This is a genomic window from Kitasatospora sp. CM 4170 (genome assembly GCF_032110285.1).
Lineage (GTDB): Bacteria > Actinomycetota > Actinomycetes > Streptomycetales > Streptomycetaceae > Kitasatospora > Kitasatospora aburaviensis.
Genome location: NZ_CP134877.1, coordinates 5,672,085 through 5,695,063, shown reverse-complemented (window position 1 = coordinate 5,695,063; position 22,979 = coordinate 5,672,085). Strand labels below are relative to the sequence as shown.

The following is a 22,979-nucleotide window of genomic DNA, read 5'->3' as shown; positions in this document are numbered from 1 at the left end:
GCCCGCGCACGCGGGCGGCGCGGGCTCACTCCGCCGGGGCGCCCGCCTCGACGGGGGTGCCCGGTCGGGCCTGGTCGTCGGCCGGCTCGGCCGTGGCGTCCCGGGCCTCGCGGCGCGGACCGGCCTCGCCGTGGAGCTCTGCCGTCGACTCGACGGAGACCACCACCGCCTCGCCGGTGCGCTGCCCGGCCCGGATCGAGTCGATCCTGGCCAGCACCTTGCCGCGCAGGTCGGCCGGGGTGTCGTCGCACCCGCAGCAGCGCTTGATCAGCGCCTTGATCGCCTGCTCCAGGCCGTACTTCTCCAGGCATGGCGAGCACTCCTCGAAGTGCACGCGCAACTTGGCGTAGTCGCCCTCGGCCATCTCGTTGTCGAGGAATTCATAGAGGTGGTCGAGGACCTCGCCACACTCGGTGTCGTGCGGATCGCCGCAGCTCATGAGCCCGAGCCCTTCGCTTCCTGCCCTGCCCCGCTGCCGGCCGGGACCAGCCCGCGCTCGCGGGCGTAATCCTCCAACATGCCGCGCAGCTGACGGCGGCCGCGGTGCAGTCGGGACATCACCGTACCGATGGGAGTACCCATGATGTCCGCGATCTCCTTGTACGCAAAGCCCTCTACGTCCGCGAGATACACGGCGATGCGGAACTCCTCCGGGATGGCCTGGAGGGCGTCCTTCACGTCGCTGTCCGGGAGGTGTTCGAGCGCCTGGGTCTCCGCCGAGCGCAGGCCGGTCGACATGTGCGACTCGGCCCGGGCCAGCTGCCAGTCCTCGATCTCCTCGGCGGCGGTGCGCTGGGGCTCCCGCTGCTTCTTGCGGTACGAGTTGATGAACGTGTTGGTGAGGATGCGGTACAGCCAGGCCTTGAGGTTGGTGCCCTCGCGGAACTGGTGGAACGACGCGTACGCCTTCGCGAACGCCTCCTGGAGGAGGTCCTCCGCGTCGGCCGGGTTACGGGTCATCCGCAGCGCGGCCGAGTACATCGGGTCGAGGTAGCCCAGGGCGTCGCGCTCGAAGCGCTCCCGCCGGGCCTCCTCGCTCTCCTCCGCCGACACCCGGAAGGTGTCCTCACCGATCGCCTCGGCCAGCTCCTCACCGGTGAGCGCCTCGCCCGTGGGCAGGCCCTCCTCCGGGCCCCGGCCCGGCTCGGTCTCGTGCTCGGTCCCGACGACCGGACCCACCTCCTCGGCATGGCGCAGACCGCCCACTGCAGGCTGCCCCGAGAGGGAGGATATCGGGCTCACGGGCTTCTCGCCCGCGACAAGCCACTCCGACCACGAGGGGGCGAAGGCCGTGGCGGCCTCGCGCTCCTCCGGCCGCTCGGGGCACGCGATCGAACCCATCTGTGCTGCCTTCCACCGGGACTCAAGCTGACGAGCTTGTCAACCATGCGGACCGCCCCCGCATTCCCGCCCCCGGCCAGGTGTTCATCCGGGTGGGTGAGCGTGCGGCGACGGCCCGTTCCCACCGGCCGGCGCGGGCCCGGTCGGCGCGCTCCGGCGCTCGAAGCATCAGCGGTGCTCGGAACAGGGGCGGCGCTCGGAACAGGCAGGCCCGGCGAAGCAGCGCGCCCGTCGGAGCAGCGCGCCGGTCGGAGCAGGGCCGGTGCTCAGAGCAGGCCGAGCACCCAGTCGCCGACCGCCGCGGTGATCAGCTCCAGCACGGCGTCCTGCCCCACCGGCGCCCGCTTCGGCACCTCGAAGCCGTGGTTGCCGTACGGCACCGCCACCAGCTCGTGCCCGGCCGGCAGCGCCGGGAACTCCGCCGGGCCGCCGAACGGGTCCGCCGCGCTCTGTACCACCAGCGTCGGCAGGCCCGACTCCAGCAGCTCCTCGGCCCGGCTCTTCTCGGGCTTGCCCGGCGGGTGCAGCGGGAACGCCAGCGCCACCACGCCGACCGCACCGGTGGCCGCACCGGTCCGACAGGCCACCCGGGCGCCGGCGCTGCGCCCGCCGACCACCAGCGGCAGGCCCGGCCCGGACAGCCGCTCGGCGACCGGGGTCCAGCCGGTGTCCAGCGTCTTCGGCGCCGGCCCGAGCCGCTTCCCGGCCACCCGCCAGGGCTGCTCGACCAGCGCCACCGAGATCCCCCGCGGCGGCAGCGCCTCGGCCAGTGCGACCAGGTCGCGCGCCCCGATCCCGCCGCCGGCGCCGTGCCCGAGCGCCAGCAGCGCCTTCGGGGCGGCCGCCGGACGGTGGGTGATCCGGGCGTCCCCGGCCGGGGTCGGAACGAGTTCGGTGGTCATCGCGCGCGGGCTCCAGGAGAAGGGGGGAGAAGGACGGAGGGTCAGAAGAGCGTCGTCTCGAACTCGGCCTCGTCCCAGGGCCGGGTCAGTTCGGGGCCGTTGTTGCGGATGCTGCCGACCGCCGGCGAGACCGGGGTGGCCAGCAGGGCGCCGGGCGGCGGGGGTATCAGCAGCCGGCGCAGCTCGTCCGGGTCGCTCAGCCCCGGGTCCAGCCAGTCGTCGAACGACTCGCGGTCCAGGAAGAGCGGCATCCGCTCGTGGATCGGGGCGAGCAGCTCCTCCGCCTCGGTGGTGACCACGGTGAACGTCACCAGCCAGGCCTCCGGGTGGCCGGCCGGCACCGCCCGGTTGCGCCAGAACTCGTACAGCCCGGCCAGCGCCAGCGGGCTGCCGTCGGCCCGGGAGACGAAGAACGGCTTCTTCTTCGGCTTGCCGCGCTCGCCCGGCACCGTCTGCCACTCGTAGTAGCCGTCGACCGGGACGATGCACCGCCGGGAGGCGAAGGCCTGCCGGTACGAGGGCTTCTCGTGCACCGTGTCCGCGCGGGCGTTGATCATCTTCACCGCGGTCTCGGGCGACTTCGCCCAGGCCGGCACCAGGCCCCAGCGCAGCACCCGCAGCTGCCGCACCGGCGCCGGCTCCCCCTTGGGCACCCGGTCCAGCACCACGAAGGCGCTCTCGGTGGGGGCGACGTTCCAGCTGGGGGCCAGCGTCTCGGCCGGGTCCCACTGCCGGACGCCGAAGAGCTCGACGATGTCCTCGGGCTTGCTGCTGGAGGCGAAGCGACCGCACATGGCGTCAGCTTGCCACGCCCACCGCTCTCACCGATTCCTCATTCCGCAGAACGAACCACCGTCTCCCGCCCGGCCGTCCCCGCATGGGAGGCTGCCACCCCGGCCGCCGACCCCCGGCCCGGGCGAACGGAGGCGGAGAGCGGACATGGACGGACAGAGCATCGGCGCGCTGTGGGACCGGGTCACCGGTGCCCAGCCCGCCCCGCACGGCTGGCTCGTCCTCGCCACCGGCGCCGCCGCCCTGCTCGCGGTGGTCGCCCGACCGCTCTGGCGGGTGACCCGCAACGCGGTCACCATCGCCCACGAGGGCGGCCACGGCCTCGCCGCCCTCCTCACCGGGCGCACGCTGACCGGCATCCGGCTCCACTCGGACACGTCCGGCCTCACCCTCTCCTACGGCCAGCCCACCGGCCCCGGCATGGTGCTGACCGCCGCCGCCGGCTACATCGCCCCGCCCCTGCTCGGGCTCGGCTGCGCCGCCCTGCTCGCCGCCGACCGGATCACCCTGCTGCTCTGGCTGACCATCGCCCTGCTGCTGGCCCTGCTGGTCCGGATCCGCAACGCCTTCGGCTTCCTCTCCGTCATCCTGGCCGGGGCCGCGTTCTTCCTGGTCTCCTGGTACGGCACCGCCGAGGTCCAGGCCGGCTTCGCCTACCTCGGCAGCTGGTTCCTGCTGTTCGGCTCCGTCCGGCCGGTACTGGAGCTGCAGTACCAGCGCCGCCGCGGCGAGGGCGGCGACTCCGACGCCGACCAGCTGGCCCGGCTCACCGGCGTCCCGGGCCTCGCCTGGGTCACGCTCTTCCTGGTCACCGCGCTCGTCTGCCTGGCCGTCGGCGCGCACTGGCTCCTCCCCGAGGACCCTGCGTCGTTCTGAGCGCCCGCCCGCCCCGGCGCTTCCCGGAGGCGAGCGGGCGAGAACCGAGCGGGCGCAGACACATCCCCCCGTTCCGCCATCCGGCCGCCGAGGGGACAGTTCCGGTACGGCCCCTAAACTTGCCCCATGACCGAGACCCTGTGGCCCGCCCCCGTCGCGACCGCCCCCGTTGACGCCACCGTCACCATCCCCGGCTCCAAGTCGGTCACCAACCGGGCCCTGGTGCTGGCGGCGCTCGCCGACGAGCCCGGCTGGGTGCGGCGCCCGCTGCGCAGCCGCGACTCCCAGCTGATGGCCGACGGCCTGCGCGCCCTCGGCGTCGGCATCGAGGAGCAGGTCAACAACGACACCGGCGGCACCGGCGGCGGCGAGGCCTGGCGGGTCATCCCCGCCCCCGCGCTGCGCGGCCCGGCCTCGATCGACGTCGGCAACGCCGGCACCGTGATGCGCTTCCTCCCGCCGCTCGCCGTCCTCGCCGACGGCCCGGTGCACTTCGACGGCGACCCGCGCAGCTACGAGCGCCCCCAGCACGGCGTGATCAACGCCCTGCGCGCGCTCGGCGCCCGGATCGACGACGGCGGCCGCGGCGCGTTCCCGCTCACCGTGCACGGCTCCGGCGCGCTGGACGGCGGTCCGGTCGAGCTGGACGCCTCGTCCTCCTCGCAGTTCGTCTCGGCGCTGCTGCTCTCCGGCGCCCGCTACAACAACGGCGTCGAGGTCCGCCACGTCGGCGGGCCGGTCCCCTCGCTGCCGCACATCCGGATGACCGTCGAGATGCTGCGCCTGGCCGGCGTCCAGGTCGACGCGCCCGAGGACGGCGGCGAGAAGGACGTCTGGCGGGTCACCCCCGGCGCCCTGATCGGCCGCGACATGGTGGTCGAGCCCGACCTCTCCAACGCCGCGCCGTTCTTCGCCGCCGCCCTGGTCACCGGCGGCCGGGTCACTGTCCGCGACTGGCCGAAGCACACCACCCAGCCCGGCGACCAGCTGCGCGAGATCTACACCCGGATGGGCGGCGTCTGCGAGTTCACCGACGAGGGCCTGCAGTTCACCGGAACCGGCCGGATCCACGGCATCGAGGCCGACCTGCACGACGTCGGCGAGCTGACCCCGGTGATCGCCGCGGTCGCGGCGCTGGCCGACTCCGAGTCCCACCTCTACGGCATCGCCCACCTGCGGCTGCACGAGACGGACCGGCTCGCGGCGCTCGCCAAGGAGATCAACGACCTGGGCGGTGACGTCACCGAGACCGAGGACGGTCTGCGGATCCGCCCGCGCCCGCTGCACGGCGGCGTCTTCCACACCTACGAGGACCACCGGCTGGCCACCGCGGCCGCCGTGGTCGGCCTGGCCGTCGAGGGCGTCCAGGTCGAGAACGTCGCGACCACCGCCAAGACCCTGCCGGACTTCCCCAAGATGTGGGACGAGCTGCTCACCGGGGCAGTGGCGGGCGGCTGAGCGGGAGACTGGGTACATGCGCCGCTACGGCAAGGACGCCGACGAGGACGACATCCGCAACCGCCCCGCGCGCCGGGGCTCCCGGCCGCGGACCCGGATCCGCCCCAAGCACGAGGACGCGGCCGAGGCGATGGTGCTCACCGTCGACCGCGGCCGGCTGACGTGCCTGGTGGACGCCGGGACGAAGCAGGAGCGCGAGATCGTCGCCATGAAGGCCCGCGAGCTGGGCCGCAAGGGCGTCGTGGTGGGTGACGTCGTCAACATCGTCGGCGACCTCTCCGGGGACGCCGACACGCTGGCCCGGATCGTCCGGGTCGAGGAGCGCAGCTCCGTCCTGCGGCGCACCGCGGACGACGACGACCCGTACGAGCGGATCGTCGTCGCCAACGCCGAGCAGCTGGCCATCGTCACCGCCCTGGCGGACCCGGAGCCCCGGCCCCGGCTGATCGACCGGTGCCTGGTGGCCGCGTACGACGCCGGGATGGAGCCGCTGCTGGTCCTCACCAAGTCGGACCTCGCACCGGCCGCCCCGATGCTGGAGGCGTACGCGCCGCTGGGCATCACCTACGTGGTGACCCGGCGGGACGAGCTCGCCACCACCGGGGCGGAGGCGGTGCGCGCGTACCTGCGCGGCCGCTCCACGGTGTTCATCGGGCACTCCGGCGTCGGAAAGACCACCCTGGTCAACGCGCTGGTGCCGGAGCGGCAGCGGACCACCGGGCACGTCAACGCGGTGACCGGCCGCGGCCGGCACACCACCGTCTCGGCGCTGGCGCTGCGGCTGCCCCCGCCCCCGGGCGCCAGGCCGGGCTCGAAGAAGGCGCTCGACCCGGGCTGGGTGATCGACACCCCGGGCTTCCGCTCCTTCGGCCTGTCGCACATCGACCCGTCCCGGGTCATCCACGCCTTCCCCGACCTGGAGCCCGGCACCGTCGACTGCCCGCGCGCGTGCAGCCACGACGAGCCGGACTGCGCGCTGGACGCCTGGGTCGCGGGCGGGCACGCCGAGCCGGCCCGGTTGTACTCGCTGCGCCGGCTGCTGGCCAGCAAGGAGACCCGCGAGGGCGACTGACCGCCCGTCGGCACCCGCGTTTTCGCGTGTTCGAGGTGTCGGACCGCCCCGGCCTGGCGATCATAGGAAAGTCGGGCCGGATCGCGGTCCGGCCCGTCGATCGACAGGGAGAGACGCGATGGCATGGGCCCTGGTGATCCTGGCCGGCCTGCTGGAGACCGGCTTCGCGATCAACCTCAAGCTCAGCGAGGGCTTCACCAAGCTCTGGCCCACCGTCAGCTTCTGCGTCTTCGCCCTCAGCAGCTTCGGCCTGCTGACCCTCTCCCTGAAGAGCCTGCCGGTCGGACCGGCCTACGCGGTCTGGACCGGCATCGGCGCCGCCGGCACCGCGATCTACGGCATGCTCTTCCTGGACGAGTCCACCTCCGTGCTGAAACTGGTCTCGATCTCCCTGGTGATCGCCGGCGTGATCGGCCTCCAGCTCAGCGGCTCGCACTGATCGCCGCCCCGCCCGGAACCGGGACCGTCCGCTCCGCGAGCCCGACTGTCCCGATCCGGGTGGGCTCGCTAGGGTCTTGGACATGGCCGACTACCACGACGACCTCCGACTCGCCCACGTCCTCGCCGACTCGGCGGACTCGGTCACCCTGGAGCGATTCCGGGCACTCGACCTGAAGGTCGAGACCAAGCCCGACCTCACCCCCGTCAGCGACGCGGACAAGGCCGCCGAGGAGCTGGTCCGCGGAGTCCTGCAGCGCGCCCGACCGCGCGACGCGGTGCTCGGCGAGGAGTTCGGCCTGCAGGGCTCGGGCCCGCGCCGCTGGGTGATCGACCCCATCGACGGCACCAAGAACTACATCCGCGGCGTGCCGGTCTGGGCCACCCTGATCGCCCTGCTGGAGGACGGCCCGGACGGCGTGGAGCGCCCGGTGGTCGGCATCGTCTCCGCCCCGGCGCTGAACCGTCGCTGGTGGGCGGCCAAGGACCTCGGCGCCTTCGCCGGCCGCAGCCTGGCCAAGGCCGGCCGGATCCGGGTCTCCGGCGTCTCCCGGGTGGAGGACGCCTCGTTCTCCTACTCCTCGCTCTCCGGCTGGGAGGAGCGGGGCCGGCTCGACCCCTTCCTGGACCTCACCCGGGCCTGCTGGCGCACCCGGGCGTACGGCGACTTCTGGTCCTACATGATGGTCGCCGAAGGCGCGGTGGACATCGCCGCCGAGCCCGAGCTCTCGCTCTGGGACATGGCCGCCAACTGCATCATCGTCGAGGAGGCGGGCGGCCGGTTCACCGGCCTGGACGGCGTCCCGGGCCCGGGCGGCGCCGACGCGGTCGCCACCAACGGCCTGCTGCACGACGAGGCCCTACGCCGCCTCAGCGTCTGAGCCGAGCGGGCGAACCCCCGCCCCGAGCCCCCTCAAGGCGAGCGGGCGAACCCCGCCCCGAGCCGAAGGGGCGCGCCGGTGCCGAAAGCGAGGAGCGACAAGCGAGGCACGAGCGCCGGAGCGACGACCGTCGGCACCGGGTCCGAGCGCCCCGGAGGCGAGCGGGCGAATAGTGGTGCGGGCCCGTTCCGGCCAGCTTTCTGGTCGGAACGGGCCCGCTGCTCATCGGGGTGCTACTGCTGCTTGCGCAGCTCCCGCACCGCCGCCTCCAGGCGCTGCCCGTAGTCGGCGTCCGCCTTGCGGAAGTTCCCGATCGCGCGCTCGACGATGTCGTCGCGGTCGGCCGAGACCTTGGAGATGAAGCCGGCCAGGTTGGCGATCAGCCGCTGCTTCTCGTCCTCGGAGAACAGCCGGTAGAGGTTGCCGGCCTGCACGAAGTCGTCGTCCTCGGCGTGCGAGGGGGCCTCGTGGTTGCCGGTGGCGCCGGTGACCGGGACGGCGGCCCAGAGCGGACGGCCGGTCTGCACCGGGCCGCCGAAGCTGTTCGGCTCGTAGTTCTTCCGGCGGCCGTGGCGGCCGTCGTACAGGTAGCCGTCGCGGCTGTTGTTGCGCGCCTCGGTGGCGTGCGGGCGGTTCACCGGCAGGTGGTCGGCGTTGATGCCGACGCGGTAGCGGTGGGCGTCCGCGTACGCGAACAGGCGGCCCTGCAGCATCTTGTCCGGGGACGGGCCGATGCCGGGCACGAAGTGCGCCGGGGAGAAGATCGACTGCTCGACCTCGGCGAAGACGTTGTCGGGGTTGCGGTTCAGCTCCAGCTTGCCGATCTCGATCGGCGGGTAGTCCTCGTGCGGCCAGACCTTGGTCAGGTCGAACGGGTTGAAGCGGTAGTTCGCCGCGTCCGCCGCCGGCATGATCTGGACCTGCACCGTCCAGGTCGGGAACTCGCCGCGCTCGATCGCCTCGCGCAGGTCGCGCTGGTGGCTGTCCGGGTCCTCGCCGGCGAGCTTGTTGGCCTCGTCCTGGGTCAGGTTCTTGATGCCCTGGTCGGTCTTGAAGTGGTACTTCACCCAGAAGTACTCGCCGGCCTCGTTCTGCCACTGGTAGGTGTGCGAGCCGTACCCGTTGAGGTGGCGGTAGCTGGCCGGGATGCCGCGGTCGCCGAAGAGCCAGGTCACCTGGTGGGTGGACTCGGGCGACAGGCCCCAGAAGTCCCAGACGTTGTCCGCCTCCTGCGAGCCGGTGTACGGGTCCCGCTTCTGGGTGTGGATGAAGTCCGGGAACTTGGTGGCGTCCTTGATGAAGAACACCGGGGTGTTGTTGCCGACGAGGTCGTAGTTGCCCTCCTCGGTGTAGAACTTCAGCGCGAAGCCGCGCGGGTCGCGGACGGCGTCGGCCGAGCCGAGGTTGCCGGCCACGGTGGAGAACCGCAGGAAGGTCTCGGTCTCCTTGCCGACCTCGGAGAGGAACGCGGCCCGGGTGTAGGCGGTGACGTCGGCGGTCACCGTGAAGGTGCCGTACGCCGCGGCGCCGCGGGCGTGCACGACGCGCTCCGGGATGCGCTCGCGGTTGAAGTGCGCCAGCTTCTCGAACAGCTGCTGGTCCTGGATGAGCGCCGGGCCGCCGATCCCCGCGGTCTCGGTGTTCTGGTTGTCGGCGACGGGGGCACCCGCCTCCGTGGTGAGGATGGGGCGCAGCTCGTCCTGGGTGGTCATAAGAGGGTGCCTCCGCGTGATCCGCGTGATCCGGTCGTGACAGACTCGATCCTAACTTGGACTTTGTCTAAGTCAACACTGGAACCAATCTCGGAGCTTCACTTACCCTGTAGCCATGACTGACCTGCTGGAACGACTTCGCGGACGTGGGTGGCGGCTGACCTCGCAGCGCCGGGTCGTGGCCGAGGTCCTGAACGGTGAACACGTGCACCTCACCGCGGACGAGGTGCACGCCCGCGCCGTGGAGCGGCTGCCCGAGATCAGCCGCGCGACGGTCTACAACACGCTTGGCGAGCTGGTCTGCCTCGGCGAGGTCCTGGAGGTCGCCACGGACGGCCGGGCCAAGCGGTACGACCCCAACGCGCACCACGCCCACCAGCACCTGGTCTGCTCCGGCTGCGGCGCGATCCGCGACGTCCACCCACAGGGCGACCCGCTGGCCGCGCTGCCCGACTCCGAGCGGTTCGGCTTCGCCCTCTCCGGAGCCGAGATCACCTACCGCGGGCTCTGCCCGGATTGTACGAACAGACCCTGACCGCCCACGCGCCGTCCCTGGCGGCCCACGCGCCGACCTCGGGCGGCCTGCGCCGCGACCGGACGGACGTCGCCCCGGCCCTGACGGCCCGCGCCCCGACCGCCCGTCAGGCGCTCAGCTCGGCGTGCAGCGCGCCCAGCAGCCGGCCGGCGCGCTCGGCGACCTCCGCCGGCCCGTAGTCCGCGGCCCGGCGGCACCAGTTCTCCGCCTGCACCGGCTCGCCCCGGCGCAGCGCCAGCAGGGCGAGCCGCAGCGCCGCCCGGCCGTGGCCGGCGTCGGCGGCCCGGGTGTACCAGAGCATCGCCTCGGGCTCGCTGTCCTGTCGGGCCAGCAGCAGGCCCAGGTTGAACGCCGCGCTGCGGCTGCCCGCCTCGGCGGCCCGCCGGTACCAGCTCTCCGCGATCTCCAGCGCGCCGCGCTCCGCCGCCCGTACGCCCATCCGCACCTGCGCCCGGCGGTGGCCGGCGTCGGCCGCCACCGCGTACCAGTGCTCGGCCTCCTCGTCCGCGTCGCCGCGCCGGTCCAGCACCGAGGCCAGCCGGAACGCGCCCTCGGCCGAACCGCCGGCCGCCGCCTGCCGGTAGCGGTCCAGCGCCCCCGTCAGGTTGCCGCGCTGCTCCTGGACTACCGCGAGCTGCAGCGCCGCCTCGCCGTGGCCCTCGGCCGCGGCCCGCGCGTACCACTCCTGCGCCTGCCGGTGCTCGCCCCGCCCGGCGTGCAGGACGCCGAGGTTGAACGCGCCGTCCACGCTGCCCGCCTCGGCGGCCTTGGAGAACCACGGCTCCGCGCCGGACTCGTCCCCGCGCTGGAGCAGCACCACGGCCAGCGCGTTGCAGGCCTCCCGGTGCCCGGCGTACGCGGCGCGGCGGTACCACTGCTCGGCCTGCTGGTCGCGCCCGGCGCCGGCGCAGAGCAGGCCCAGGTTGAAGGCGCCGTTCTGGTCGCCGGCGTCCAGCGCGCTGCGGTACCAGCGCTCGGCCTCGGCGTCCTCGCCGCGGGAGGCGTGCAACGCCCCCAGCGCGTTGGCCGCGTTGCCGTCGCCGGCCTCGGCGGCCTCCTGCCACCACTCGGCGGCGGTGGCGAGGTCGCCGGCGTCGCGCAGCAGGAAGCCCAGCGCGCAGGCCGCGCGCGGCTCGCCGTTCTGCGCCGACTGCCGGTACCAGCGGGCGGCCTCGTCGAGCAGCGACTCGTCGGTCCGGGCGCGCTCCTCCAGCAGCACGCCGAGCCGCAGCGCGGCGCGGGCGTGGCTGCGCGCGGCGGCGGTGCGGTACCAGGTCTCGGCGGTCTCCTTGTCCCCGGCGGCCTCGCGCATCCGGGCCAGCCGGTAGGCGGCCTCCCGGTGCCCGGCGTCCGCGGACACCTTGAACCAGCGCTCGGCGCGCACGTCCCGCCGGTGCTCCATCAGGTCGCCCAGGGCGTAGGCGCCCAGCGGGTGGCCGTGGTCGGCGGCGAAGTGCAGCCAGTACTCGGCGGCCTCCTCCTCGCCCTGGTCCCGCAGTTGCAGGCCGAGCGCGTGCGCGGCGGGCGCGCTGCCGGCCACCGCGGCCTGCCGCCACCACTGCGCGGCCTCGGCCCGGTGGCCCTGCTGGTGCAGCAGCACCCCGAGGTTGTTGGCGGCGGCACGCAGCCCGGCCGCGGCGGCGCTGCGCAGGTACGGCTCGGCGTCCTCCAGGTCGCCGCGGCGCAGCAGCAGGGTGCCCAGCCGGCTGGCGGCCTCCGGGTCGCCGTCGTCGGCGGCCTGACGGTGCCGGGCCTCCAGGGCGGCCTGCTCGCGCGCGGCCAGCGCGGTCTCGAAGCTGGTGGAGTCGATCCCGTCCGAGCCGGCCGCGTCCGCGCCGTCGGCCGGCTCGGTCATCGCACCGTACGGGCCGATGGCGGCGGTGAAGTGACGGGCGGAGACGTGCACCAGGCTGTCGGGGCCGTAGCCGCTCGGCCGGCGCTCGGACAGTCCGCTGGTGCGCTGCGCGGGCAGGGCGCCGGGGTGGTTCTCGGGGCTCTCCGCCCAGGCGTCGGTGTCCGCCTCGGTGGCCGCAGCGGGCTTGGCTCCTGGTCCGTTCCTGCCGATCAGCCTCATGCCGACTCCCGCTCCCCCAGAGTGTCGCGGCAGCATCCCCCAGCCTGCGGCCGGCGGGACCCCGAGGCGACGTGCCCGAACCGACGGCCGGTCAGCGGCCGCGCAACGTCCCCCACGTGTCCCATCGTCGCATCACCCGCAACCCGCGTACACCTGCCCCGGCCGAATTCGGCGGGGCGGACCCGAAGCCGACGGAATTGCTTCGGCGCTTTGTCGATTTCCCGACAGTTCGGTCCCACAAACCCCGATGCCGGCGTCGTTGGCGACGGTCGATAGTACCGGAGCGGGCCCACACTCCCCCCGGTGACGACACGGGGGAACGACGAAGGCCCGGAGGAGATCCTCCGGGCCTTCGTGCTACTGAGTAGCGGGGACAGGATTTGAACCTGCGACCTCTGGGTTATGAGCCCAGCGAGCTACCGAGCTGCTCCACCCCGCGTCGGTGGTTAAACCATAGCACGGGTGCGAGGTGGAACAGGAATCGGTTGTCGCTGCTCAGGGGCTCGCGGTCGGCGTGCCCGTCGGGGCGGTGCTCGGCGCGGCGCTCGGCGTGCCCGTCGGGGTCGCCGCCGCGGACGGCGTCGCCGAGGGGGCGAGGCCGGCCTTCTGCTGGGCCGCGGCCAGCGCCTTGGCCGCCTCGCTCTGCGCCTTCTGCGCCTGGCCGAGGGCCACCCAGTCCCCCGCCTTGGCGGCGTTGTCGGCGTCGTTCTGCGCCTTCAGCACGTCCACGATCGCCTTCTGCAGCTCGGGCGTGACCGGGGCCCCGGGGGTCGGGGTGGTCGGAGTGGTGGGCGTGGTCGGGGTGGTGGGCGTGGTCGGGGTGGTGGGCGTGGTCGGCGTGGTGGTGCCGGGCGCGGTGGGCGTGACCGAAGCCCCGGTCACCGCACCGCCCAGCACCTTGGCCAGCGCCTTCTCCAGGTTGTCCTCGACCGCGACCACCGCGTTCTCGTTGCCGTAGGTCGCCAGCACCTTCTTCAGCACCGGCACCTTGGCGCTGCGGCCGATCAGGTAGACCGGCTCGACGTTGAGCAGGCCGCCGCCGACCGGCAGGGTCAGCAGGTTGCCGTACTCGATGTCGGAGTCGGTGCCGGTCTTCAGCAGGGTGAGCTGGTTGGCCACCAGCGGGTCCGAGTTGAACTTCGCCTGCACCTGCTTCGCCCCGAGCGCCCGGGAGTCGGTCTCCATCTTGGCGATCCGGATCTTCCCGTAGTCCGGGCCCGGGTCGGCGCTGACCGACATGAAGGCGGCCAGGTTGTCGCGCCCGCTCGGCGTGAACGACGTGGTGAGCGAGAAGCTCGCGGCCTTGGCGTCGGGCATCCGGACCGTCAGGTAGTACGGCGGCTGGACCTCGTTGGAGTTGGTGGTCGGGTCCGCCGGCACCTGCCAGATGTCGGTGCCGTTGAAGAAGCCGCCCGCGTCGGTCATGTGGTACTCGGCGAGCAGGTCGCGCTGCACCTTGAACATGTCCTGCGGGTAGCGCAGGTGCGGCATCAGCGTGTCCGGGATCTCGGCCTTCGCCTTGACGGTGTCCGGGAACGCCTTCATCCAGGTCTTCAGCACCGGGTCGTTCTCGTCCCACTGGTAGAGCGTCACCTCGCCGGTGTACGCGTCCACGGTGGCCTTGACCGAGTTGCGGATGTAGTTGACCTGGTTGGCGGCGGTCAGCAGCTCACCGCGCTGGTTGGTCAGCGAGTCCTTGGTGACGTCGCCCAGCGTCGTCTTGGAGGAGAACGGGTAGCCGTCCGAGGTGGTGTAGCCGTCCAGCACCCAGACCACCTTGCCCGGCTGGCCGTCGGGGCCCGCCTGCACCACCGGGTACGGGTCGGCGTCGATCGACAGCCAGGGCGCGACCTTCTCGACCCGCTCCTTGGGGGTGCGGTCGTAGATGACCTTCGCGCCGTCCTTGATCGCGCTGGAGTAGAGGATCTGCGGCTCGGCGAACTTCACCGCGTACGCGGCCCGGGTGAGCGGGTTGGACAGCGAGACGCCGCTGCCGCCGTCGTAGGTGGAGTGCACCGGGGTGCCGTCCTCGGCGGTGTAGTCGATGTCCTGGTAACCGCCGCCGACGATCGAGTACGTCGTGGTCTTCTCGCCGTAGTAGACCCGCTGCTGGTACGGGCCGAACGCGCCCTTGGTGGGCAGCGCGGACTCGGTGTAGACCGGGTTGCCGTTGGAGTCCACCTGGTTGCCCTTGGCAGCGATCACGCCGTAGCCGTGGGTGTAGTTGAAGTGGTCGTTGATCCAGTTCCGCTGGATGCCGTTGAGGTCCAGCTCGCGCACGCCCAGCACGGTGTCCTGGGCGCCGTACCGGTCCACGTCCAGCGACTTGGGGAAGGCGTAGTACTTCCGCTTCGCCTCGTTCTGCTGGAACGTCGGGCCGACCACGTTCGGGTCGAGCAGCCGGATGTCCGTGATGGTCTGGGCGTCCGGCTTCAGCGCGTCCGCGTTGGTCGCGTTCGCCGGGTTGTACGTGCTGACCTGGCTGTCCGCGATCCCGTACGCCTGCCGCGTCGCGTCGATGTTCTTCTGGATGTACGGCGTCTCCTTGGCCTGCTCGTTCGGCTTGACCTGGAACTGCTGCACGATCGCCGGGTACACCCCGCCGATCAGCACCGCCGACAGCACCATCAGCCCGAGGCCGATCAGGGCCGGGGCCCAGGTGCGGCGGATCGGGGTCAGGAAGAAGAGCACCGCGCAGATGATCGCGACGAAGAAGAGGATGGTCTTGGCCGGCAGGAACGCGTTGGCGTCCACGTAGCGCAGACCGGTCCAGCCGCCGACGCCCTTGTACGAGCCGGTCTTCACCGCCAGCGCGTACCGGTCCAGCCAGTACGCCGCCGCCTTCAGCAGCACGAAGACGCCGAGCAGCACCGCGAGGTGGCCCTGCGCACCGGCGCTGGCCCGGCGGCCCGGGCCCTGCAGCCGCAGGCCGCCGTACAGGTAGTGCACCAGCACCGAGGCCAGCAGCGAGACGATCACCGCGCTGAACGCGAAGCCGAGCACGAACTCGTAGAACGGCAGCTCGAAGGCGTAGAAGGAGACGTCCATGCCGAACTGCGCGTCCTTCACGCCGAAGGACGTCCCGTTGGTCCAGAGCAGCCAGGTCCGCCACTGGCCGGAGGCCGCGGCGCCGGCCACCAGACCGATCACCAGCGAGATCCCGATCAGCGTCCAGCGCTTGAACGGCGCCAGCCCGGACCGGTAGCGGTCCAGGCTCTGCTGCTCCACCGACATCGCCGACAGCGGCGGCCGCAGCCGGTGCGCCAGCCAGAGGTTGAAGCCGACGATCACCGCCATGAACAGGCCGAAGACGGCGAACAGGCCGATCTTCGTCCACAGCTGGGTGGTGAACACCGAGGAGTAGTGGACCGACTTGAACCAGAGCCAGTCCGTCCAGAACCCGGAGAACATGACGAACAGCAGGAACAGCACCGCGAGTACGCCCAGGGTCAGCAGGAGCACCCGCGCACGCCGGGAGGGCGGGCCTACCCTTCGCCGGAATCCCGGCCCTGAGCGTTCCGGCATCTGGAAGACCACGGTGGCACCTCGGCTGTGTCGTCTGGAGTCGGTCGTCAGTGAAACTAAACCAGGCTTTGGCCGAGTTCCCACCGTTAGCAGACGGTTACTCCGCCCCCGCGGGCGCCGTGGCGCCGCCCGGGGGCACCGGCGTGTGAGGATTGAGGCATGTCCGATGTCTCCAATTCCCCCGACGACGTCTCCAAGCTCCCGGCCGCCAGCCCGCTGACCCGGGCCGCCCTGGAGATCGACGAGTACGCCGCCACCCTCGGCTGGGACCTCCCGGCCCGCCTGTTCGCCCTGGTGGACAGCGCCGCGCTGCGCAAGGCCGACCCCCGGATCGCGAAGCAGCTCGGCCTCGGCGAGAGCGACGAGGCCGGCCTCACCCCGGTCGAGCAGGACGAGCTGCCGGCCGGCATGGAGCTCGACAAGTTCCTCGGCACCATCGCCTGGCCCGACGCCGTGGCCGGCTGCGCCCTGGTGGTCGAGCGGCTCATGCTGCCGCCGGGCTCCGAGCAGTCCCGCCCGCGCAACGCCAGCGACGCCCAGCTCGCCGAGTGGGTGGCCAACCACCCCAAGCGCGAGGAGGTGCGGATCACCGCCGCCGTGCTGCGCGACGGCAAGAAGGAGATCGCCCTGCGGCTGCGGTCGAAGGATGCCGCCCGCGAGGTGCTGACCGGCCCCGACCTGGTGCCGGGCCTGACCGAGGCCCTGCTGGCGACCTTCGCCTGATCCCGGACGGCCGGGGCCGCCCGGCTACTTGGCGCAGGACGGCAGCGCGGAGGTCTGGCCGGAGCGGATCTGCTCCAGCGACTTCAGCGCGCCGTCCAGCGTCTCGGCCTTGACCAGGGTCAGCCCGGACGGGGTGTTCTTGCCGGCCTCGGCACAGTTCGCGGCCGGGGTGAAGAAGTACTCGGCCCCGGCGTCCCGGGCGGCGATCAGCTTCATCGATATCCCGCCGATCGGGCCCACCTTGCCGGCGTCGTCGATGGTGCCGGTGCCCGCGACGAACCGGCCGCCGGTGAGGTCCTCGGGCGTCAGCTTGTCGATGATGCCGAGCGAGAACATGAGCCCGGCGCTGGGCCCGCCCACGTCCTGCAGGCCGATGTCGATCTGGAACGGGTAGGTGTGCCGCACGCCGGGGCGGATGCCGACCATCGCGCTGCCGGTGTCCGGGGACTTCACGGTCGGCACGGTGATGTCGGTGCGGGCCGCCGACGGATCGGTCTTGGCGGCGTCCTTGGCCATCGGCACCACGGTGAAGACCACCGACTCGCCGGGCTGGTGCTTGGTGACGGCCTTGGCCACGCCCTCCGCGTCGGTCACCGGCGCGCCGTCGACGGCGACGATCCGGTCGCCGGCGTGCAGCCGGCCCTCGGCCGGGGCACCGGCGGTGACCGACTGGACGATCAGCTCGTTGCCGACCGGGATGCCGAGCTGGGTGAGCGCCGCCGTGCGCGCGTGGTCCTCGGAGAGCGCGAACTCCTCGGCGTTCTGCTTCTTCGCGTCCGCGTCCGTCTGCCCCTTCGGGTAGACGTTGTCGTGCGGCACCACCAGGACGTCGTCCCGCAGCCACCCGACCACCGCGTTGACCAGGCTGGGCTCGTACTTGGCCCCGGTGACCTGGACGGTGGTCATGTTGAGGTGCCCGCTCACCGGGTAGGACTCGTGGCCGGTGACGGTGATCACCGGTGTGCCCGTCTTCTCCTGCACGCCGAGCGTGTTGTACGTCGGCCCCGGGCTCATCTCGGTGTACGGCACCTTCATCAGCACCGAGACGCAGAGCAGCGCTATGAGCAGCAGGGTGGCGGCGAGCATCGTCGCAGAGCGGCGTGGCATGCCTCGACAGTACGGGACGCGGGTGACGCGGCGCCCCCCGGGCTACCGGCCCGAGCCCTCGCCCCGCCCGGCGTCGGCGGTGGTGCGTTCCATCGCGGCCATGAAGCGCCGGTGTTCGGCGAGGGAGGCGGGGTCCCCGGTGGCCCGCGGAGCCCGCTGGGCCCAGCCAGCCCAGACGGTGGCGAGCAGCGCGGCGACAACCGGAATGATCAACCAGGCGAGCACAGCCATGTCAGTACTCCCAGCTCGTCGTGTCTATGAGCAGATTAACCACCCCGCCGGACAACGCGGACGGCGCCGTCCGGGTTACGGGACAGCCGATCGGCTCACTGCCAAGGAGTATTCGGCGCAGCGGCCCACACCCGTTCGAGTGAGCGCCCGGCGCGCCTGCGTGCCGACGGTGTTCGGGCAGGTCAGCAGCTTCCGGCGCCGACCCACTCCTCCTCGCCGTCGGAGAAGACCTGGTGCTTCCAGATCGGCACCTCGTGCTTGAGGTCGTCGATCAGCCGGCGGGCGGCGGCGAAGGCCTCACCCCGGTGGGCGCAGGAGACGGCGACGATCACGGCCTTGTCCGTGATCTCCAGCCGTCCGATGCGGTGCACCGCGGCGAGCGCCTTGACCGGGAAGTCGGCGACGACCTTCTCGGCGATCCGGCGCATCTCCTGCTCGGCCGTGGGGTGGCAGCTGTACTCCAGCGCGGCCACCGACTTGCCGCCGTCGTGGTCACGGACCGTCCCGACGAAGACGGTCGTGCCGCCGGCCGCGTCGTCGCCAACCGCCTCGTACACCTCGTCGAGCGAGAGCGGGGTGTCGCGGACGGCGAGCAGGCGGATGGGGTCGTGGTTCTCGGACATGCCCCCATGATTCCCCATCCCGAGCGGGTTCGGGCAAGGGGCTTCCGTATCACGATTGCGAAATTTCGCATCGTGAGAAGCGGGAGCGGTTTTCGGGCGCGCGCCGGGGCCCGGAGCGCGCGCGAAATGCACCGCGGGGCCGTGGGGGCCGCGGGACCGTGGGGCCCCGCGGTCCGGGGCAGCGGGGGAGCTCCGGCGGGAGGCTCAGGCGGGCGGGAACCGGCGGGCGGGCCCGGCCCGCCGGGCCCCGGCGGGCCGGCTCAGAAGCGGCGCCGCTTGCGCGCCCGCCGGACCAGCGCCGCCGTACCGACCAGCGCCACCGTCGCCCCGGCCGCACCCAGACTGGTGGCGGCCTCCTTGCCGCCCAGCCGGCGCCCGGCCACCGCGTGCTTGCCCGACACCTGGGCCAGCAGTTCGGCCAGCACCTGCTCGTTGCTGTAGAGCGGCCGCCAGCCCGCCTCGTGCAGCCGGCTGCCGGAGACCACCCACGGGTACATGGTGTAGGCGAGGTCCCCCGCCGGTGCGGGGGTCAGGCCGAGCCGGTGCAGCCGGGCCGCGGTGCCGAGCGCCAGCGAGGCCGGCAGCTCCATCCGCCGGATGCCCGACAGCCGCTCCACGTCCTCCTGCTCCAGCCAGCCGTCGCAGCCGACCGTCACCTCCCCCTCGACCAGCCCGAGCGCCGCGTACTCCAGCGCCGCCGCCAGGTCGTCCACGTGGCAGAACTGCCAGCACGGCCGCGAACCGGCCACCACCAGCAGCCTCGGCGCCTCGAAGTGCCGGGTCAGCACGGTGTCGACGCCCGGCCCGACCACCACGGCCGGCCGCAGCACCGTCACCTGCAGGCCCGGGTGGGCGCGCGGGGCCCGCCGGGCCAGCCGCTCGATCTCCAGCAGGTCCCCGACCAGCGAGGCCTCCTCGGTGGCCCGCAGCTCGGAGTCCTCGGCCAGCGGCACCTCGTTGTCGGCCAGCGCGCCGTAGACCATCGCCGAGGTGCAGAGCACGACCCGGTGCACGCCGGCCGCCGCGGCGGCGGTCAGCACGGTCTGCGCGCCGCGCACGTTGTAGGCGCTGCGGGCGCGCGGGTCGGACTCCATCCCGAGGTCCATCGCCAGGTGGACCACCACGTCCACGCCGGACAGCCGCTCGGCCACCGCGGGGTCGCGAACGTCGAGAATGCGCCACTGCACACCCGGCACCTCGCCCCGGCGGTCGTCGACCGCGAGGACCTTCTTGACCCCGGGCGAGGCCACCAGGCGGGCCGCGACGCGCTCGCCGAGCACCCCTGCGGCACCCGTGACGGCCACGGTCAGCGGCCTTCCGCCGTAGGCTGGAGGCGGCGACGCCGTGGTGTCCGGGGCGTCCTCTCCTCCGGTCAGCCCAGAGCGAACGTCCGAAGGCGGGGAACTCACCGGCCATCCTCCACGGTTAGCTTATGTGCGTACGTACGTGTGTCACGTACGTCCATCCTGCCCGAGGCGGAGGCCCGGCGGTGCACCCGGCGCGGACCAGCCGCGCGGGAGCCGCCCACCGGCCGCGAGTCCCCCCGCTCCGCCGACCGCCCCGGGCCCGCAGACCTACCGCCACCACCCGCATGACGGCCGACCGGATCGAGGACCCCGTGAGCGACCTTCCCTTCGGATTCGGCGTTCCGCCAGAGGAGCCCGAGGACGGAAAGGCCAAGCCCGAGGACGCCAAGGGCGGGCCCGGCGACGAGCAGAAGAAGGAGCAGGGCGGCCCGCAGTCGTTCGGCTTCGCCGGCGGGAACCCGTTCGGCGCGCTGTTCGGGATGGGCATGCCCGGCGGCCCCGGTGCCCCCGGCACGCCCGGCGGCGCCGACAACCCGTTCGCGGCGATGTTCGGCGGCCTCAACCCCAACGACCTCGGCGCCGCGTTCCAGCAGCTCGGGCAGATGCTCTCGTTCGAGGGCGGCCCGGTGAACTGGGACCTCGCCAAGGACATCGCCCGGCAGACCGTGGTGGCCGAGCCCGCCGAGGGCAAGAGCAAGGACCGGTCGGTGAGCGCGGCCGAGCGCTCCGCCGTCGACGAGTCCCTGCGCCTCGCCGACCTCTGGCTCGACGGCGCCACCGAGTTCCCCTCCGGCGCCGGCACCGCCGTCGCCTGGAGCCGCGCCGAGTGGATCGAGGCCACCCTCCCGGTCTGGAAGGACCTCGTCGACCCGGTCGCCGAGCGCGTCGGCAACGCCATGGGCGGCGTGCTGCCCGAGGAGATGCAGGCCGTGGCCGGCCCGCTGATGGGCGTGATGCGCTCCATGGGCGGCGCCATGTTCGGGACCCAGATCGGCCAGGCGCTCGGCGCGCTGGCCGCCGAGGTGGTCGGCTCGACCGACGTGGGCCTCCCGCTCGCCCCGGCCGGCCGGGCCGCGCTGCTGCCGCAGAACATCGCCGAGTTCGGCGAGGGCCTGAACGTCCCCGCCGACGAGGTCCGCCTCTACCTCGCCCTGCGCGAGGCCGCCCACCAGCGCCTCTTCGCCCACGTGCCGTGGCTGCGCGCCCACCTGTTCGGCGCCGTCGAGGCCTACGCCCGCGGCATCAAGGTCGACACCTCCCGGATGGAGGAGCTGGTCGGCCAGCTCGACCCGAGCAACCCCGAGGCGCTCCAGGAGGCCCTGGCCGGCGGCCTGCTCCAGCCCGAGGACACCCCCGAGCAGAAGGCCGCGCTCGCCCGGCTGGAGACCGCCCTGGCGCTGGTCGAGGGCTGGGTCGACGCGGTCGTCCACGCCGCCGCCGAGCCGCACCTGCCGCAGGCCGCGGCGCTGCGCGAGACCGTCCGCCGCCGCCGTGCGGCCGGCGGGCCCGCCGAGCAGACCTTCGCCACCCTGGTCGGCCTGGAGCTGCGCCCGCGCCGGCTGCGCGACGCCTCCCGGCTCTGGGCGCTGCTCGCCGACGCCCGGGGCATCGAGGGCCGCGACGACCTCTGGCAGCACCCCGACATGCTCCCCACCGCGGCCGACCTGGACGACCCGGACGCCTTCGTGCACCGGGACTCGGCCGACGGCCTGGAGGGCGGCATCGACTTCGCCGCGATCGACAAGCTTCTCGGCGAGGCCGCCGCGGGCGGCGCGTCCGGCACCTCGAAGCCGGCCGAGCCGGGCACCGGGAAGCCGGACCTGCAGAAGAAGGACGACGAGGACGGAAAGGGCGAGCCCACCGCATGACGCTCACCGAGACGGGCTCCTCCGCCCTGCACGCGGACGCCGTCGACACCCTGGGCCGCTGGCGCCCGGCCGACCCGGAGCAGGAGCTGCTGCGCCGGGACTACCTCGCCCACCTCGCCGAGCAGCCCGAGGGCCTGTTCCGCTCCTGCCTGCCCGCGCACGTCACCGCGAGCGCCGCGGTCATCGACCCGGCCGCCGGGCGGGTGCTGCTCACGCTGCACCCCAAGGTCGGCCGGTGGCTGCAGATGGGCGGCCACTGCGAGCCGGGCGACCGCGACCTGGCCTCGGCCGCGCTGCGCGAGGCCACCGAGGAGTCGGGCATCCCGGACCTGGTGCTGCTGGCCGTGGACGGCCTGCCGGTGCCGGCCAAGCTCGACCGGCACCAGGTCCGCTGCACCGGCAAGGACCAGCCGGAGAACACCCACCTGGACGTCCAGTACATCGCGGTCGCCCCGCCCGGGGCGCAGGCGCTGATCAGCGAGGAGTCGCTGGACCTGCGCTGGTTCGACTACGACCGCCTGCCCGAGCTGACCGACCACTCGGTGCGTGACCTGGTGGCGCGGGCCCGGAAGCTGACCGGCTGACGCCGGGGCGCGACACGGCGAAGGGGCGCGGACTGTACGGTCCGCGCCCCTTCCGCGTGTTCGGGCGGTCGGCCCCGGCTCAGTCGGCCCGGGCGGCTCAGCCGGGCCGGCCCGCGTCAGCCGCAGGAGGCGGCGGGATCCGGGTCCTGCGGACCGGCGTGCCGGGCCCCGGGGATGTGCGGCAGCCGTGCCGCCGACACCACGCCCTCCAGGTAGCCGCGGGCCCGCTCGGTGCGCGGGTAGGCCTCCAGCAGCGCCCAGAAGGCGGGCCCGTGGTCCGGCACCAGCAGGTGGGCCAGCTCGTGCAGCAGCACGTAGTCGACGACGTACTCCGGCATGCCCTGCAGCCGGTGGGAGAGCCGGATGGTCCGCTCGCTGGGCGTGCAGGAGCCCCAGCGCGAGTTCTGGTTGGTGACCCAGCGGACCTGCAGCGGCCGGGCCCGGCCGCCGAGGTACCCGGCGGACAGCTCGCGCGCCCGGGCCGCCAGGGCGTCGTCGCCGAGTACCCGGCGGCTCTCCTGGGCGGCCAGCTTCTCCAGCATCTGGGCGACCCAGCGCTGCTCCTCGGCGTGCGACATCCGGGCGGGGATCAGCACGATGGTGCGGTCGCCCTCGCGGTACGCGGAGACGGTGCGGCTACGGCGGGCGCTGCGGCGGACCTCGACCCGGGAGCGGTCGGGGTGCCGGTCGGCGTGGACGTCCGCGTGCGGGGCGGACGACGGGGCGTCCGCGGAGCTCGGCCGCTGATCCGGGCGCCCGCGCGTGCTCGGCGCCGCCACCTGCGACCCGGACGCTGCACGGGCACGCCGCCGCGACGCCGGGGGATGGGAGTCCCGTTCGGCTGCCATGGCACACGACGTTACCCGGTATCACTGACAGAAGTCCGCTGCCGTGGCCGAAATCTTTCGTGGAGTGATCGGGAACGAAAAG

Annotated in this window: 21 protein-coding genes and 1 tRNA gene; 9 read left to right on the top strand and 13 right to left on the bottom strand. The window is 73.3% G+C overall.

Annotation, left to right across the window (positions count from 1 at the left end; all coding sequences use genetic code 11):
* Positions 1-25: 25 nt before the first annotated feature.
* The 4 genes from rsrA to RMN57_RS24375 all read right to left on the bottom strand — a co-directional run bounded on the left by rsrA (position 26) and on the right by RMN57_RS24375 (position 3,037).
* Positions 26-439, bottom strand: a complete 414-nt coding sequence (gene rsrA, locus RMN57_RS24390) for a mycothiol system anti-sigma-R factor (protein WP_313765458.1) — start codon at positions 437-439, stop codon at positions 26-28.
* Positions 436-1,179, bottom strand: a complete 744-nt coding sequence (locus RMN57_RS24385; RefSeq protein WP_308222560.1) for a sigma-70 family RNA polymerase sigma factor — start codon at positions 1,177-1,179, stop codon at positions 436-438. Before RMN57_RS24385 ends, rsrA begins: the two co-directional genes overlap by 4 nt.
* A 428-nt stretch (positions 1,180-1,607) precedes the next feature.
* Positions 1,608-2,243 carry an alpha/beta family hydrolase gene (locus tag RMN57_RS24380; RefSeq protein WP_313765457.1) on the bottom strand — a complete coding sequence of 212 codons (636 nt, stop codon included), beginning with the start codon at positions 2,241-2,243 and terminating at the stop codon, positions 1,608-1,610.
* Between the two features lie 41 nt (positions 2,244-2,284).
* Positions 2,285-3,037: an SOS response-associated peptidase gene (locus tag RMN57_RS24375; protein WP_313765456.1), complete on the bottom strand. Its 753-nt coding sequence runs from the start codon at positions 3,035-3,037 to the stop codon at positions 2,285-2,287.
* A 145-nt stretch (positions 3,038-3,182) separates the two neighbouring features.
* Here RMN57_RS24375 and RMN57_RS24370 point away from each other — a divergent pair, with 145 nt between their 5' ends.
* The 5 genes from RMN57_RS24370 to hisN all read left to right on the top strand — a co-directional run bounded on the left by RMN57_RS24370 (position 3,183) and on the right by hisN (position 7,760).
* A complete protein-coding gene (locus tag RMN57_RS24370; RefSeq protein ID WP_313765455.1) occupies positions 3,183-3,911 on the top strand; it encodes a M50 family metallopeptidase in 729 nt (242 codons plus the stop codon).
* Between the two features lie 126 nt (positions 3,912-4,037).
* Entirely contained in the window at positions 4,038-5,369 is a 1,332-nt protein-coding gene (gene aroA, locus RMN57_RS24365) for a 3-phosphoshikimate 1-carboxyvinyltransferase (protein ID WP_313765454.1), read from the top strand.
* 16 nt (positions 5,370-5,385) lie between these two features.
* Positions 5,386-6,441 (top strand): ribosome small subunit-dependent GTPase A, encoded by a 1,056-nt coding sequence (rsgA, locus tag RMN57_RS24360; RefSeq protein WP_313765453.1) that lies wholly within the window; start codon positions 5,386-5,388, stop codon positions 6,439-6,441.
* Between the two features lie 118 nt (positions 6,442-6,559).
* A complete protein-coding gene (locus RMN57_RS24355; RefSeq protein ID WP_313765452.1) occupies positions 6,560-6,880 on the top strand; it encodes a multidrug efflux SMR transporter in 321 nt (106 codons plus the stop codon).
* An 82-nt stretch (positions 6,881-6,962) separates the two neighbouring features.
* Positions 6,963-7,760 (top strand): histidinol-phosphatase, encoded by a 798-nt coding sequence (gene hisN, locus RMN57_RS24350; protein WP_313765451.1) that lies wholly within the window; start codon positions 6,963-6,965, stop codon positions 7,758-7,760.
* Positions 7,761-7,993: 233 nt separating this feature from the next.
* Here hisN and RMN57_RS24345 read toward each other — a convergent pair whose 3' ends face one another.
* Positions 7,994-9,472: a catalase gene (locus RMN57_RS24345; RefSeq protein ID WP_313765450.1), complete on the bottom strand. Its 1,479-nt coding sequence runs from the start codon at positions 9,470-9,472 to the stop codon at positions 7,994-7,996.
* Between the two features lie 115 nt (positions 9,473-9,587).
* Between RMN57_RS24345 and RMN57_RS24340 the strand changes: the two genes are divergently transcribed.
* Positions 9,588-10,007: a Fur family transcriptional regulator gene (locus RMN57_RS24340; protein WP_313765449.1), complete on the top strand. Its 420-nt coding sequence runs from the start codon at positions 9,588-9,590 to the stop codon at positions 10,005-10,007.
* A 106-nt stretch (positions 10,008-10,113) separates the two neighbouring features.
* Here RMN57_RS24340 and RMN57_RS24335 read toward each other — a convergent pair whose 3' ends face one another.
* The 3 genes from RMN57_RS24335 to RMN57_RS24325 form a co-directional block, all read right to left on the bottom strand.
* Positions 10,114-11,862, bottom strand: coding sequence for a tetratricopeptide repeat protein (locus RMN57_RS24335; protein WP_380236219.1), 1,749 nt, complete (start codon positions 11,860-11,862; stop codon positions 10,114-10,116).
* Between the two features lie 584 nt (positions 11,863-12,446).
* Positions 12,447-12,520, bottom strand: a tRNA-Met gene (locus tag RMN57_RS24330).
* A gap of 56 nt (positions 12,521-12,576) precedes the next feature.
* Positions 12,577-15,606, bottom strand: coding sequence for a UPF0182 family protein (locus RMN57_RS24325; RefSeq protein WP_313765447.1), 3,030 nt, complete (start codon positions 15,604-15,606; stop codon positions 12,577-12,579).
* Between the two features lie 159 nt (positions 15,607-15,765).
* Between RMN57_RS24325 and RMN57_RS24320 the strand changes: the two genes are divergently transcribed.
* A complete protein-coding gene (locus tag RMN57_RS24320) occupies positions 15,766-16,329 on the top strand; it encodes a PPA1309 family protein (protein ID WP_313765446.1) in 564 nt (187 codons plus the stop codon).
* Between the two features lie 24 nt (positions 16,330-16,353).
* Here the strand turns inward: RMN57_RS24320 and RMN57_RS24315 are convergent, their stop codons facing one another.
* The 4 genes from RMN57_RS24315 to RMN57_RS24300 all read right to left on the bottom strand — a co-directional run bounded on the left by RMN57_RS24315 (position 16,354) and on the right by RMN57_RS24300 (position 19,699).
* Positions 16,354-17,436: a PDZ domain-containing protein gene (locus RMN57_RS24315; protein WP_313765445.1), complete on the bottom strand. Its 1,083-nt coding sequence runs from the start codon at positions 17,434-17,436 to the stop codon at positions 16,354-16,356.
* Positions 17,437-17,478: 42 nt separating this feature from the next.
* The gene (locus tag RMN57_RS24310; RefSeq protein WP_313765444.1) at positions 17,479-17,667 is read right to left on the bottom strand and encodes a hypothetical protein; all 189 of its coding nucleotides are present in this window, start codon (positions 17,665-17,667) and stop codon (positions 17,479-17,481) included.
* Between the two features lie 182 nt (positions 17,668-17,849).
* Positions 17,850-18,290: a molybdenum cofactor biosynthesis protein MoaE gene (locus RMN57_RS24305; protein WP_313765443.1), complete on the bottom strand. Its 441-nt coding sequence runs from the start codon at positions 18,288-18,290 to the stop codon at positions 17,850-17,852.
* A 260-nt stretch (positions 18,291-18,550) separates the two neighbouring features.
* Positions 18,551-19,699: an NAD-dependent epimerase/dehydratase family protein gene (locus tag RMN57_RS24300; RefSeq protein WP_380236196.1), complete on the bottom strand. Its 1,149-nt coding sequence runs from the start codon at positions 19,697-19,699 to the stop codon at positions 18,551-18,553.
* A 209-nt stretch (positions 19,700-19,908) separates the two neighbouring features.
* Between RMN57_RS24300 and RMN57_RS24295 the strand changes: the two genes are divergently transcribed.
* Entirely contained in the window at positions 19,909-21,465 is a 1,557-nt protein-coding gene (locus RMN57_RS24295) for a zinc-dependent metalloprotease (RefSeq protein ID WP_313765442.1), read from the top strand.
* Positions 21,462-22,049 carry an NUDIX hydrolase gene (locus RMN57_RS24290; protein WP_313765441.1) on the top strand — a complete coding sequence of 196 codons (588 nt, stop codon included), beginning with the start codon at positions 21,462-21,464 and terminating at the stop codon, positions 22,047-22,049. Before RMN57_RS24295 ends, RMN57_RS24290 begins: the two co-directional genes overlap by 4 nt.
* 116 nt (positions 22,050-22,165) lie before the next feature.
* Here RMN57_RS24290 and RMN57_RS24285 read toward each other — a convergent pair whose 3' ends face one another.
* Positions 22,166-22,897, bottom strand: a complete 732-nt coding sequence (locus RMN57_RS24285; protein WP_313765440.1) for a M48 family metallopeptidase — start codon at positions 22,895-22,897, stop codon at positions 22,166-22,168.
* Positions 22,898-22,979: the final 82 nt, after the last annotated feature.

What these genes read in the sequence shown, in the direction of transcription:
- rsgA (WP_313765453.1), top strand. Translation starts at nt 5,386, where the DNA reads ATGCGCCGCTACGGCAAGGACGCCGACGAGGACGACATCCGCAACCGC.
- RMN57_RS24340 (WP_313765449.1), top strand. Translation starts at nt 9,588, where the DNA reads ATGACTGACCTGCTGGAACGACTTCGCGGACGTGGGTGGCGGCTGACC.
- RMN57_RS24335 (WP_380236219.1), bottom strand. Translation starts at nt 11,862, where the DNA reads ATGACCGAGCCGGCCGACGGCGCGGACGCGGCCGGCTCGGACGGGATC.
- RMN57_RS24375 (WP_313765456.1), bottom strand. Translation starts at nt 3,037, where the DNA reads ATGTGCGGTCGCTTCGCCTCCAGCAGCAAGCCCGAGGACATCGTCGAG.
- rsrA (WP_313765458.1), bottom strand. Translation starts at nt 439, where the DNA reads ATGAGCTGCGGCGATCCGCACGACACCGAGTGTGGCGAGGTCCTCGAC.
- RMN57_RS24305 (WP_313765443.1), bottom strand. Translation starts at nt 18,290, where the DNA reads ATGTCCGAGAACCACGACCCCATCCGCCTGCTCGCCGTCCGCGACACC.
- RMN57_RS24310 (WP_313765444.1), bottom strand. Translation starts at nt 17,667, where the DNA reads ATGGCTGTGCTCGCCTGGTTGATCATTCCGGTTGTCGCCGCGCTGCTC.
- RMN57_RS24370 (WP_313765455.1), top strand. Translation starts at nt 3,183, where the DNA reads ATGGACGGACAGAGCATCGGCGCGCTGTGGGACCGGGTCACCGGTGCC.
- RMN57_RS24320 (WP_313765446.1), top strand. Translation starts at nt 15,766, where the DNA reads ATGTCCGATGTCTCCAATTCCCCCGACGACGTCTCCAAGCTCCCGGCC.
- RMN57_RS24380 (WP_313765457.1), bottom strand. Translation starts at nt 2,243, where the DNA reads ATGACCACCGAACTCGTTCCGACCCCGGCCGGGGACGCCCGGATCACC.
- hisN (WP_313765451.1), top strand. Translation starts at nt 6,963, where the DNA reads ATGGCCGACTACCACGACGACCTCCGACTCGCCCACGTCCTCGCCGAC.
- RMN57_RS24290 (WP_313765441.1), top strand. Translation starts at nt 21,462, where the DNA reads ATGACGCTCACCGAGACGGGCTCCTCCGCCCTGCACGCGGACGCCGTC.
- RMN57_RS24355 (WP_313765452.1), top strand. Translation starts at nt 6,560, where the DNA reads ATGGCATGGGCCCTGGTGATCCTGGCCGGCCTGCTGGAGACCGGCTTC.
- RMN57_RS24345 (WP_313765450.1), bottom strand. Translation starts at nt 9,472, where the DNA reads ATGACCACCCAGGACGAGCTGCGCCCCATCCTCACCACGGAGGCGGGT.
- RMN57_RS24315 (WP_313765445.1), bottom strand. Translation starts at nt 17,436, where the DNA reads ATGCCACGCCGCTCTGCGACGATGCTCGCCGCCACCCTGCTGCTCATA.
- aroA (WP_313765454.1), top strand. Translation starts at nt 4,038, where the DNA reads ATGACCGAGACCCTGTGGCCCGCCCCCGTCGCGACCGCCCCCGTTGAC.
- RMN57_RS24285 (WP_313765440.1), bottom strand. Translation starts at nt 22,897, where the DNA reads ATGGCAGCCGAACGGGACTCCCATCCCCCGGCGTCGCGGCGGCGTGCC.
- RMN57_RS24325 (WP_313765447.1), bottom strand. Translation starts at nt 15,606, where the DNA reads ATGCCGGAACGCTCAGGGCCGGGATTCCGGCGAAGGGTAGGCCCGCCC.